Genomic DNA, 12,506 nt, shown 5'->3' with positions numbered 1-12,506 from the left:
ACCGGTGAGTACGGAAGGTACCGAAGCGAAGTTCCGGCTGCCCGAGGGGGCGGCCACCGGTGTGGGCTCGATGCCCGGAGGCGACGCGCGCGAGGCGGCGCGGACGGCGACGGGAGCGCTGGAGGCGCTGCCGTTCCTGCCGGAGCTGCCCGCGCGCGGCCCGGGGGCGGACATGATCGGCCGCACGCTCGGGATGCTCGTCGAGCTGTACGCGCGGGTGGAGCCCAGCGGATGGCGGTTCGGCGACCGCCCGGGCCGGGACACCCGCCGGGCCAGGGCGTGGCTGGGGGAGGACCTGGACGCCCTGGAGGAGTTCACCCAGGGCTACGAGGGCCCCCTGAAGCTCCAGGCGGTCGGGCCGTGGACGCTCGCCGCCTCGGTCGAGCTGAAGAACGGCGAAGCCGCGCTCTCCGACCCGGGTGCCTGCCGCGACCTGGCCGCGTCGCTCGGCGAGGGGCTGCGGCTGCACGTGGAGGACGTGCGCAGGCGGATGCCCGCCGCGCGGCCCGTGCTGCAGCTGGACGAGCCCTCGCTGACCGCGGTGCTGCAGGGGCGGGTCAAAACGGCCAGCGGCTACCGCACGCACCGCGCGGTGGACCGCGGCGTCGTCGAGGGCGCCCTGCGGGACGTCATGGAGGCCGTGCGCGGCGTGCCCGTGATCGCGCACTCCTGCGCGCCCGACGTGCCCTTCGCGCTGCTGCGGCGGGCGGGGGTGGCGGGGGTGTCGTTCGATTTCTCGCTGCTCACGGAGCGTGACTGGGACGCCTTCGGTGAGGCGGCCGAGGCCGGAACCGCGCTCCTCACGGGTGTCGTCCCGGGCACCGACGCCCCATTGTCGGACCCTGCCGGTAGCGTCAGTGGTGTTCGGGCGCTGTGGCGCAGGCTGGGGCTGTCCCCGGGGGATCTGGGCGCCTCCGTGGCGGTCACTCCGTCCTGCGGTCTGGCGGGGGCCTCGCCGGCCTATGCCCGTGCCGCTCTCGTGCACTGCGCGAAGGCGGCGCGATCGCTCGTCGACAACCCTGAGTGAGGCCTGAGTGAGGAAGGACGTGTACGTGGAGAACTCCGAGATCCCCGAGGTCGCCAGGAACGAGGATGTGCCGGCCGAGGCGCGCGAACTGCACGCCTCCCTGGCCGAGCAGGTCGAGGAGCACCGCTTCCGCTACTACGTCAAGGACCAGCCGGTCGTCAGCGACGCCGAGTTCGACAAGCTGCTGCGCCGGCTGGAGGTCCTGGAGGACGAGCACCCCTCGCTGCGTACCCCCGACTCGCCGACCCAGAAGGTCGCGGGCGCGTACGAGACGGAGTTCACCTCCGTCGAGCACCGCGAGCGGATGCTCTCCCTCGACAACGCCTTCACCGAGGAGGAGCTGAACGCCTGGGCGGACCGCCTGGCCGGTGAGCTCGGCCCACCGGCGGGCGAGGGCGGGGGCTACCACTTCCTGTGCGAGCTCAAGGTCGACGGACTCGCTGTCAACCTCACATACGAGAACGGCCGCCTGGTGCGCGCCGCCACCCGCGGTGACGGCCGCTCCGGCGAGGACATCACGCCCAACGTCCGCACGATCGCCGAGATCCCGGACCGGCTGGCGGGGGAGCGGGTGCCGGCCCTGGTCGAGATCCGCGGCGAGGTCTTCTTCCCCATGGAGAAGTTCGAGGAGCTCAACGCCCGTCTGGTCGAGGCCGGCGACAAGCCCTTCGCCAACCCGCGCAACGCCGCCGCCGGTTCCCTGCGCCAGAAGGACCCCCGGGTCACCGCGAGCCGTCCGCTGCACATGGTGGTGCACGGCATCGGCGCCCGCGAGGGCTTCACCATCGACTGCCAGTCGCACGCCTACGAGCTGCTGCACGAGTGGGGCCTGCCCACCACCAAGTACGCCCGCGTCGTGGGCACGATCGCCGAGGTCAAGGAGGTCATCGCCTACTACGGCGAGCACCGCCACGACGTCGAGCACGAGATCGACGGCATCGTCGTCAAGGTCGACGAGATCCCGCTGCAGGGCCGGCTCGGCTCCACCGCCCGCGCGCCGCGCTGGGCCATCGCGTGGAAGTACGCGCCGGAGGAGGTCAACACCAAGCTGGTCGACATCCGGGTCGGGGTCGGCCGCACGGGCCGGGTGACCCCGTACGCGGTGGTCGAGCCGGTCACGGTGGCCGGCTCGGAGGTCGAGTTCGCCACCCTGCACAACCAGGACGTGGTCAAGGCCAAGGGCGTGCTGATCGGCGACACCGTCGTGCTGCGCAAGGCCGGTGATGTCATCCCGGAGATCCTCGGCCCGGTCGTCGACCTGCGGGACGGCGGCGAGCGTGAGTTCGTCATGCCTGCCGAGTGCCCCGAGTGCGGCACCCCGCTGCGCCCGATGAAGGAGGGCGACATCGACCTGCGCTGCCCCAACGCGCGGGGCTGCCCGGCGCAGATCCGGGAACGGCTGTTCTACCTGGCCGGCCGCAAGTGCCTGGACATCGAGAACTTCGGCTACGTCGCCGCGGCCGCGCTCACCCGGCCCCTGGAGCCCGCCGAGCCGCCGCTGCGCGACGAGAGCGATCTGTTCGACCTCACCGCCGAGGACCTGCTGCCGATCCGCGCCCATGTGCTGGACCAGAACAGCGGCCTGCCCAAGCGCGACCAGGAGACCGGTGAGGAGAAGGTCGTCTCGGTCTTCGCCAACCAGCAGGGAGAGCTGAAGAAGAACGCGGTGGCCATGCTGGAGAACATCCAGCAGGCCAAGGAGCGGCCGCTCGCCCGGATCATCGCGGGGCTGTCGATCCGTCACGTCGGGCCCGTCGCCGCCGAGGCGCTCGCCCGCGAGTTCCGCGACCTGGAGGCCATCTTCGCGGCGGACGAGACACGGCTGGCCGATGTGGACGGAGTCGGCGGGATCATCGCCGCCTCCCTCAAGCAGTGGTACGAGGAGGAGTGGCACCGCGAGATTCTCCGCAAGTGGAAAGCGGCCGGCGTCCGTTTCACCGAGGAGGGTTCCGAGGAGGGGCCGCGCCCGCTGGAGGGCCTCACCGTCGTCGTGACCGGCACCCTCGCCTCGCACACCCGGGACGGCGCGAAGGAGGCGCTCGTCGGCCGCGGGGCCAAGGTCACCGGATCGGTCTCCAAGAAGACCGACTTCGTGGTGGTCGGCGACAGTCCGGGGTCCAAGTACGACAAGGCGGTGCAGCTGAAGGTGCCGATCCTGGACGAGGAAGGCTTCGCCGTCCTGCTGGAACAGGGCGCCGACGCCGCCCGGGAGGCCGCGGTGAACCCGGAGGGCTGACACCCCATCATCACCCTTTCGGCCCATAACGCAACGATCCGGGAGGGTGGGATCCATTCGGGCAACAGCAGCCGATCGGTGCCCGTGACAGGCTTTCGCGGCCTACTGTTGAGAGGCGCGCCTTCCGGGCATAGGCCCTCCAGCAGCCCGGCGGTCAATTCCGCGGGCAAGGGCGTGTGGTGTGACGGCACACGCGGCTGCGAGAGGGTACGGGCATGGAACCGACGGACAGCGCCGGACCGGCGCAGCGGCTGCTCGGGCCGGCCGCGCCGGTGCTGCCCGCGGCGGCACTCAGGTACGCGGTCGTGGGGGCCGCCGCGGCGGCCCTCGTCGTGGGCGTCGTGCGGGTACTCGTGGACGGCAACGCCTTCTTCCCCGGCGGTGACGTCGGCTGGGCGTTCGCCGTGCTCACCGGCATCATCGTCGGCCATCTGGTCGCCATGGGCCGGGACCGCTGGTGGGGCGGCACGGGCTCCGGCGCCGCCCTGACCCTGGCCATGCTGCTGCTGTACGGCTGGGTGCCCGCGGTGCTGGTCAGCCTGGCCGTCGTCGTCCTGGTCGGCGCGGCCCGCCGGCACCGCTGGCGAGAGGCCCTGCTGCACGGCGCCGTGGACATCCTCGGCATCGGCGGGGCCTCGCTCGCGCTGTCCGCCTTCGGGACCCACCCGTCCGTCGAACAGCCCTGGCAACCCGCCACTTGGGGGATGGCCGCCATCCCCGCGGTCCTGGCCGCCGCGCTCGGCTACCTGGCTGCGACCCGCACGCTCCTGTGGTATGCGATCGTGCCGCGCGCCGGCGCGCTGCCCACCGTGGCCCGGACCGCGCTGATACGCCAGGGCTTCGTCGGTGTCGCACTGCTCGGCATCTCCCCGCTGATCATCATCGTCGCGGCCGATCTGCCCCTGCTGCTGCCGCTGTTCGCCGTGCCCCTGATCGCGCTCGACTCCACGCTCTGGATCGCCCACGCCCGCGCCGAGGAACAACTGCGGGACCCGCTCACCGGACTGCCCAACCGTCAGTGGATGCTGGAGCGCACCTGGACCGCGCTCGACGACGCCGCCCGCGGCGGCGAACGGACCGCCCTGGTCCTGATCGACCTCGACAAGTTCCGCTCCGTCAACGACACCCTCGGTCACATGGCCGGCGACCGGCTGCTGCTGCAGATCGCCGACCGTCTGCGACTCGCCCTGCCGCGCGGCGCCGAGGTCGCCCGGCTCGGCGGCGACGAGTTCGCCGTCCTGCTCCCCACCTGCGACTCGCCGACCCGCGCCCAGCGCATCGCCAGGGCCCTGGTCGCCGCGCTGAGTTCGCCGTTAAGTCTCGACGGCCTGACCCTGGTCCTCGAGGCCAGCGCCGGGGTCGCCGTCTTCCCCGATCACGCCGGTGACGCCGAGGGCCTGCTGCGCCGCGCCGACGTCGCGATGTACCAGGCGAAACGTGACCGCAGCGGCGTCGAGGTCTACGAGTCCTCCCGCGACGGCAACACGCCCGACCGCCTCGGACTCCTCGGCGACCTGCGCCGCGCCCTGGACCGCGGCGAGGTCGAACTGCACTACCAGCCGAAGGTCCGCTTCGACGGGCAGGTCGCCGGCCTGGAGGCGCTCGTCCGCTGGGTGCACCCCGAGCGGGGCCGTGTCAGCCCCGAGGAGTTCATCGCCATCGCCGAGACCTCGGGGCTGATGCCGCAGCTCACCGAGTACGTCCTGGAGACCGCGCTCGGGCAGGTCGCCCGCTGGCGGGCGATGGGCCTCGACGTCCCCGTCGCGGTCAACGTCTCGCCGCGCGACGTCCACTCGCCCGGCTTCGCCGGGGCCGTCGCGGCGCGCCTGGCCCGGCACGGCGTCCCGCCGGGGGCGCTGCAGCTGGAGATCACCGAGCATGTGCTCCTGGAGGACCCGCAGCGCGCGGCCGACACGATGGCCGGGCTGACCGGGCACGGGGTGAAGATGTCGCTGGACGACTTCGGCACCGGGTACTCCTCTCTGGTGCACCTGCGGCGGCTGCCGGTGAGCGAGCTGAAGATCGACCGCTCGTTCGTCGCGCGGCTGTCCGTCGACGCCGAGGATGCGGAGATCGTGCGCTGCACGGTCGACCTCGCCCATTCGCTCGGCCTCCTCGTCGTAGCGGAGGGCGTCGAGGACGACGAGACGTGGGAGCGTCTGCGCGACCTGGGCTGCGACGCGATCCAGGGCTGGCTGGTCGCCGCGGCGATGCCCCCGGAGGAGACCACCGCCTGGCTCAGGCTCCGCGGCCGTGCCGGATGGCGCCGCCCCGCGGAGCTGGAGGCGGCGAAGGAGCGAGCCGCAGTTCCCGACGCGCAGTAACGTTTGCGGGCCCCCGACCTGCGGGGCCGGCCCGGCCGGCCTCCCTCGCCGCCCGCCCCGGCACAGCCGCGCGGCGGGCCGCGAGAGGCCGCGGAAACCGGGCCGCCGGGGGCCCGGTGACGGCGCGGGCGTCCCAGTGGCCCCACCCGCTCCGCGCCCGCGGCCGACACGTCCCGGCGGTGCGAAGCAACAACCGTTTCGCCCCCGGGGTGCCCGCGCCCATAGGATTGGGCGCGAAAAGACCGAACTCACCCCCAGAGGATCGCTGCATGCCAGGCATCACGCGCGAGGAGGTCGCCCACCTCGGCCGGCTGTCGCGTCTGGAGCTGAAGGACGAAGAGCTCGACCACTTCGCCGGACAGCTCGACGCCATCATCGGCGCGGTAGCCCGCGTCTCCGAGGTGGCCGGCGAGGACGTACCGCCGACCTCCCACCCGCTGCCGCTGACCAATGTCATGCGCCCTGACGAGGTCCGGCCCTGCCTGACCCCGGCGGAGGCGCTGTCCGGCGCCCCTGCCCAGGAGCAGCAGCGCTTCAAGGTGCCGCAGATCCTGGGGGAGGACTGATCACGATGACCGATCTGACCAGGCTCACCGCCGCGGAGACCGCGGCCGCCGTCGCCTCCGGCGAGACCTCCGCCGTCGAGGTCGCCAAGGCCCACCTGGACCGCATCGCGGCCGTCGACGAGAAGGTGCACGCCTTCCTGCACGTCGACACCGAGGGCGCCCTCAAGGCCGCCAAGGCCGTCGACGACAAGCGCGCCGCCGGCGAGAAGCTGGGCCCCCTCGCGGGTGTCCCGCTGGCCCTGAAGGACATCTTCACCACCAAGGGCGTCCCGACCACGGTCGGCTCCAAGATCCTCGAGGGCTGGATCCCGCCGTACGACGCGACGCTGACCAGCCGTCTCAAGCAGGCCGGCATCGTCATCCTCGGCAAGACCAACATGGACGAGTTCGCCATGGGGTCCTCCACCGAGAACAGCGCCTACGGCCCGACCGGCAACCCGTGGGACCTCACCCGGATCCCCGGCGGCTCCGGCGGCGGCTCCTCCGCCGCCCTCGCCTCCTTCCAGGCCCCGCTGGCCATCGGCACCGACACCGGCGGCTCCATCCGCCAGCCGGCCGCCGTCACCGGCACGGTCGGCGTCAAGCCGACCTACGGCGGTGTCTCCCGCTACGGCATGGTGGCCTTCAGCTCCTCCCTCGACCAGGGCGGCCCCTGCGCCCGCACCGTCCTCGACGCGGCCCTGCTGCACGAGGTCATCGCGGGGTACGACCCGATGGACTCCACCTCCATCAACGCTCCGGTCCCGCCGGTCGTGGAGGCCGCGCGCAACGCCGACGTCAAGGGCCTGCGGGTCGGCGTCGTCAAGGAGTTCGCCGGCGAGGGCTACCAGGCCGGCGTCATGGAGCGGTTCAACGAGTCGGTCGAGCTGCTCCGCGAGCTCGGCGCCGAGGTCGTCGAGCTCTCCTGCCCGTCCTTCGAGTACGCGCTCGCCGCGTACTACCTGATCGCGCCCTCCGAGTGCTCGTCCAACCTGGCCCGCTTCGACGGCCTGCGCTACGGCCTGCGGGTCGGCGACGACGGCAGCCGCAGCGCCGAGGACGTCACCGCGCTCACCCGCGAGGCCGGCTTCGGCCCCGAGGTCAAGCGCCGGATCATGCTCGGCACGTACGCGCTCAGCTCCGGCTACTACGACGCGTACTACGGCAGCGCCCAGAAGGTCCGCACCCTGATCTCGCGGGACTTCGAGCGCTCCTTCCAGCAGGTCGACGTCGTGATCTCGCCGACCACCCCGACCACCGCGTTCCCGATCGGCGAGCGCGTGGACGACCCGATGGCGATGTACCTCGCCGACCTGTGCACCATCCCGGCCAACCTGGCGGGCAACGCCGCCATGTCCGTGCCCTGCGGCCTCGCCTCCGAGGACGGGCTCCCGGTCGGTCTGCAGATCATCGCCCCGGCCATGGCCGACGACCGCCTCTACCGTGTCGGTGCGGCCGTCGAGGCCGCGTTCACCGCACGCTGGGGCCACCCGCTGCTGGAGGAGGCACCGACTCTGTGAGCAAGATCGAGAAAGCCAAGGGCTTCAAGAAGAGCAAGTCCGGCACCTACCTGTCGATCGGCACCACGCTCTTCGGCGCGGTCGGTGTGGCGCGGCAGCTGAAGAAGGGCCGGGCCGAGAGCGACACCCTGCTGCTGATCGACGCTGTGGTCAGCGCCGCGGCGATCGCCACGGGCGTGGCCCTGCTGGTCCGCCAGCTGCGCAGGCTCGGCGACGGCAGCGACCACGACGTGTTGGCATCCTGACGGGGAACTGAGAGGTATCAAGACTGTGACCGTCACGGACCTGGTGTCGTACGAGGACGCGCTCGCGTCCTATGACCCGGTGATGGGCCTCGAGGTCCACGTCGAGCTCGGCACCAAGACGAAGATGTTCTGCGGCTGCTCGACGGCGCTGGGCGCCGAGCCGAACAGCCAGGTGTGCCCGGTGTGCCTGGGCCTGCCCGGCGCGCTGCCGGTCGTCAACGCGACCGGCGTCGAGTCCGCCATCAAGATCGGCCTCGCGCTCAACTGCGAGATCGCCGAGTGGTGCCGCTTCGCCCGGAAGAACTACTTCTATCCGGACATGCCGAAGAACTTCCAGACCTCCCAGTACGACGAGCCGATCGCCTTCAACGGCTACCTGGACGTCCAGCTGGAGGACGGCGAGGTCTTCCGCGTGGAGATCGAGCGCGCCCACATGGAGGAGGACACCGGCAAGTCCACCCACGTCGGCGGTGCGACCGGCCGTATCCACGGCGCCTCGCACTCGCTGCTGGACTACAACCGGGCCGGTATCCCGCTGATCGAGATCGTCACCAAGCCGATCGTGGGCGCCGGCGAGCGCGCCCCCGAGGTGGCGAAGGCGTACGTGACCGAGCTGCGCGAGCTGATCAAGGCGCTGGGCGTGTCCGAGGCCCGCATGGAGATGGGCCAGATGCGCTGCGACGTCAACCTGTCGCTGCGCCCCGTCGGCCGGGAGAAGTTCGGCACCCGCAGCGAGACGAAGAACGTCAACTCGCTGCGCAGCGTCGAGCGGGCCGTCCGCTTCGAGATCCAGCGGCACGCGGCCGTGCTTTCCTCCGGCGGCACGATCGTCCAGGAGACCCGGCACTTCCACGAGGACACCGGCTCCACCACCTCCGGCCGCATCAAGGAGGAGGCGGAGGACTACCGGTACTTCCCGGAGCCCGACCTCGTCCCCGTGGCCCCCGCCCGCGAGTGGGTCGAGGAGCTGCGGGCCGGACTGCCGGAGCTCCCGCGGCTGCGCCGCAAGCGCCTGCAGGAGGGCTGGGGCATCTCCGACCACGAGATGCAGTCGGTGCTCAACGCGGGTGCGATCGACCCGATCGTCGCCACCATCGAGGCCGGGGCCGACGCGGCCGCCGCGCGCAAGTGGTGGATGGGCGAGCTGGCGCGCCGCTCCAACGAGGACGGTGTGGAGCTGACCGCGCTGCCGATCACCCCGGCCCAGGTGGCCCGGGTGGCGGCGCTGGTGGCCGAGGGCTCGCTCAACGACAAGCTGGCCCGCCAGGTCATCGAGGGCGTGCTGAACGGCGAGGGCGAGCCGGACGAGGTCGTCGAGAAGCGCGGGCTGAAGGTCGTCTCGGACGAGGGCGCGCTCGGTGCGGCCGTCGACGAGGCCATCGCGGCCAACGCCGCCGTCGCGGACAAGATCCGCGGTGGCAACCTGGCGGCGGCGGGAGCGCTCATCGGCGCGGTCATGAAGATCACCCGCGGCCAGGCCGACGCCAAGCGCGTGCGCGAGCTGGTGCTGGAGAAGCTGGGCGTCCAGGGCTGATCCGGCCAGGACCACAGGAAGGGACGGCTCCCCGCCGGGGGCCGTCCCTTCGGTGTTGTCGCAGGTCCGTCGCTCGTAAGGGGGAGATAAATTCCCCGCGCGCGGTGTGATTCGGCGCACGAATGCGGCCGATGATCTCTTCTTCCTGGTTCAGTCGAAGACGTACGTGTTGTGCTCTTTGAGGGCTCTTCTCTGGCCTGAAAGATCCACGCAACCTCCAGGGAGAGCAATGGCTGCACTCGCCCGCTGGTGCCTCAACCGCCGACTCGCCGTCGTCCTGCTGTGGCTCGTCGCCCTCCTCGGTCTGTCCACGGCCGCTCTGGTCGCCGGGTCCGCGTACTCGAACGACTACGACATCAAGGGGACCGACTCCAGCAAGGCCACCGCCCTGCTGAAGGAGGCCTTCCCCGGCTCCGCCGGGGACAGCGACACGATCGTCTGGCACACCGACACGGGCACGGTCGGCGTCGCGTCCGTCAGGGAGCGGATGACCGGCACGCTGGACAAGGTCGCCCAGCTCCCCGGGGTCGCCTCGGTCACCAGCCCCTACACCGCCGAGGGCGCAGCGCAGATCAGCCGGGACGGCCACACCGCCTACGCGACGGTCATGTTCGACAAGCCCTCGGAGGAACTGCACGCGGGCGAGGTGCAGAAGGTCGTCGACACGGCCAAGGCCGCCGCCGACGACAACACCCGGGTCGCGCTCGGGGGCAGTGCCGTCGCGCTCACCGAGGGCGGCGGCGGGCACATGAGCGAGGTCGTCGGCGTCGCGGTCGCGGCCGTGGTGCTGCTGCTGGCCTTCGGCTCGCTGTTCGCGATGTTCATGCCGATCATCACCGCGCTGGTCAGCGTGGGTACCGCGTACACGGCCATCGAACTGCTCGGCCACCTGATCAGGGTCGCCGACTTCGCTCCGATGCTGGGCCTGCTCATCGGCCTGGGCGTGGGCATCGACTACGCCCTGTTCATCGTCACCCGGCACCGCAGGGGCCTCAAACAGGGCCTGCCGGTGCGCGAGGCCGCCGAGAAGGCGGTCGCCACGACCGGCCGCGCGGTGGTCTTCGCGGGCGGCACGGTCTGCGTGGCCCTGCTGGGCATGCTGATCCTGCGACTGTCGTTCCTCAACGGCGTCGCGATCGCCGCCTCGCTCACTGTGATCCTGACCGTCGCCGCCTCGGTGACGCTGCTGCCCGCGCTGCTGGGCGTGATCGGCATGAAGGCGCTCAGCCGCCGGGAGCGGCGCCGGCTCACCGAGCACGGGCCGTCGCCCGAGCTGCCGACCGGGTTCGCGGCCCGCTGGTCCGCCTTCGTCGAACGGCACCCCAAGATCCTCGGCGTGGTCGCCGCCGTCGTCATGGCCGTCCTGGCCGTGCCCACGACCTCGCTGCACCTGGGCGCCTCCGACCAGGGCAACGGCGCCGCGGGCGCCACCACCCGCCAGGCGTACGACATGCTCTCCGAGGGCTTCGGGCCCGGATTCAACGGCCCGCTGCAGCTGGTCGCCAAGTCCGGCGACGCGGCCGACCGCACGGCCCTGGAGCAGCTCACGGTCGTCCTGGGGCGTACCGAGGGCGTCGCCGCGGTGCACGTGGAACAGGCGCAGCACGGCAGCGGCCTCGACGTCGTCGACGTCGTCCCCACCACCTCCCCGCAGGACCAGGCGACCGACCGGCTCGTCACCCACCTGCGTGAGGACGTCATCCCCGAGGTCACCGAGGGCACCTCCCTGGAGGTGTACGTCGGCGGCGTCACCGCGGGCTATGCGGACTTCGCGTCGGTGATCGTCGGCAAGCTGCCGCTGTTCGTGGGCTCCGTCATCGGTCTGGGCTGCGTGCTCCTGCTGCTGGCCTTCCGCAGCTTCGGCATCCCGCTCAAGGCCGCGGTCATGAACATCGCCGCCGTCGCCTCGTCCTTCGGCATCGTCGTGGCGATCTTCCAGTGGGGCTGGGGGAGCGAACTGCTGGGCCTCGGCGCGGCCGGGCCGATCGAGCCCTTCCTGCCGGTGATCATGGTCTCGGTGCTCTTCGGGCTCTCGATGGACTACCAGGTCTTCCTCGTGAGCCGCATGTACGAGGAGTGGCGCGAGACCCATGACAACCGCCGCGCGGTCCGGGTCGGCCTCGCCGAGACCAGCAGGGTGATCAACTCCGCCGCGGTCATCATGATCTCCGTCTTCCTGGCCTTCGTGCTCAGCGGCGACCGGGTCATCGCGATGTTCGGCATCGGCCTTGCGGCCGCCGTCGCTCTGGACGCCTTCGTCCTGCGGACGCTGCTCGTACCGGCGCTGATGCACATGCTGGGCGACCGGAACTGGTGGCTGCCCGGGTGGCTGGAGCGCCGGCTGCCCCGCATCTGCATCGAGGGCCCGGCCGGGACGGCGCCGGACGCCGCGGACGAGTACGGCTCTCAGAGGACTCTCAGAATGTGAGCCTACGGTTGCCGCCCATGGAGACCACCAAGACCCATGAGACGGCGGCCGACGAGCCCACCGCGGACGGCGGGATCGCCCCCACCGACCGGACCGACGGGACCGACGCCGGACAGACCGGCGGACCCGCCGCCGTGCCCGATGCCCGGCCCGCCGTTCCGGAGGACCCGGACGACCTCGACGACTCCGACGACCTCGACGCGCCCGCCGTGCCGGACGCCCTCGCCGCGGCCGGCCCGGCCGTAGTCCTCCCGGGCGCCGCGGCCGTCGTGGGCGCCGCCCTCGCCCTCGCATCGCTCACCGGCACCTGGCTCGGCACCGTACTGGCCGAGCGGCGGCAGCTGATCGGGCAGATCAACGCCTCCTCCGGCAGCGCCGCGCAGCAGATCGAGCAGATATACGGCGCTCCCTGGCACACCACGGCCGCGGTCAACGGCGGATGCGCACTGGTCGCCCTCGTGGTCGTCGCCGCCGTGCTGCTCGCCGCCCGGGGCGCCGCCCCATGGGTGCGCGCCGTCGCCTGGGGCGGGCTCGCCCTCGGTGTGCTCGGGCTGTTCGTGGCCGGCGGGATGTGGCTCGACCTCCTCGGCGGCCTGCCGAGCGTTGCCGCGACCCCGGCCTCGTCCGGCGGCTGAGGCCCCAAGGGC

The 12,506-nt window shown here is 72.1% G+C and carries 9 protein-coding genes; all 9 read left to right on the top strand.

What is annotated here, in order from left to right; genetic code table 11:
• Positions 1-4 precede the first annotated feature (4 nt).
• The 9 genes from ACWDAS_RS06165 to ACWDAS_RS06125 all read left to right on the top strand — a co-directional run bounded on the left by ACWDAS_RS06165 (position 5) and on the right by ACWDAS_RS06125 (position 12,494).
• The gene (locus ACWDAS_RS06165; protein ID WP_450387649.1) at positions 5-1,027 is read left to right on the top strand and encodes a methionine synthase; all 1,023 of its coding nucleotides are present in this window, start codon (positions 5-7) and stop codon (positions 1,025-1,027) included.
• A gap of 7 nt (positions 1,028-1,034) precedes the next feature.
• Positions 1,035-3,263 carry an NAD-dependent DNA ligase LigA gene (ligA, locus tag ACWDAS_RS06160; RefSeq protein ID WP_450387648.1) on the top strand — a complete coding sequence of 743 codons (2,229 nt, stop codon included), beginning with the start codon at positions 1,035-1,037 and terminating at the stop codon, positions 3,261-3,263.
• Positions 3,264-3,478: 215 nt separating this feature from the next.
• Positions 3,479-5,587 (top strand): putative bifunctional diguanylate cyclase/phosphodiesterase, encoded by a 2,109-nt coding sequence (locus ACWDAS_RS06155; RefSeq protein ID WP_450387647.1) that lies wholly within the window; start codon positions 3,479-3,481, stop codon positions 5,585-5,587.
• A gap of 269 nt (positions 5,588-5,856) precedes the next feature.
• The gene (gene gatC, locus ACWDAS_RS06150) at positions 5,857-6,153 is read left to right on the top strand and encodes an Asp-tRNA(Asn)/Glu-tRNA(Gln) amidotransferase subunit GatC (protein WP_450387646.1); all 297 of its coding nucleotides are present in this window, start codon (positions 5,857-5,859) and stop codon (positions 6,151-6,153) included.
• 5 nt (positions 6,154-6,158) lie between these two features.
• A complete protein-coding gene (gene gatA / locus ACWDAS_RS06145; protein ID WP_450387645.1) occupies positions 6,159-7,652 on the top strand; it encodes an Asp-tRNA(Asn)/Glu-tRNA(Gln) amidotransferase subunit GatA in 1,494 nt (497 codons plus the stop codon).
• Positions 7,649-7,897 carry a hypothetical protein gene (locus ACWDAS_RS06140; protein WP_450387644.1) on the top strand — a complete coding sequence of 83 codons (249 nt, stop codon included), beginning with the start codon at positions 7,649-7,651 and terminating at the stop codon, positions 7,895-7,897. The genes gatA and ACWDAS_RS06140 overlap by 4 nt, the downstream gene beginning before the upstream one ends.
• A gap of 25 nt (positions 7,898-7,922) precedes the next feature.
• The gene (gene gatB, locus ACWDAS_RS06135) at positions 7,923-9,431 is read left to right on the top strand and encodes an Asp-tRNA(Asn)/Glu-tRNA(Gln) amidotransferase subunit GatB (protein WP_450387643.1); all 1,509 of its coding nucleotides are present in this window, start codon (positions 7,923-7,925) and stop codon (positions 9,429-9,431) included.
• 229 nt (positions 9,432-9,660) lie between these two features.
• Complete coding sequence (locus ACWDAS_RS06130) at positions 9,661-11,859, top strand: MMPL family transporter (RefSeq protein WP_450387642.1); 2,199 nt, start codon at positions 9,661-9,663, stop codon at positions 11,857-11,859.
• Positions 11,860-11,876: 17 nt separating this feature from the next.
• Positions 11,877-12,494: a hypothetical protein gene (locus ACWDAS_RS06125; RefSeq protein WP_450387641.1), complete on the top strand. Its 618-nt coding sequence runs from the start codon at positions 11,877-11,879 to the stop codon at positions 12,492-12,494.
• Positions 12,495-12,506 lie beyond the last annotated feature (12 nt).

This window comes from Streptomyces sp. NPDC001070 (assembly GCF_053598835.1).
This window is presented reverse-complemented; position numbering and strand designations above follow the sequence as displayed.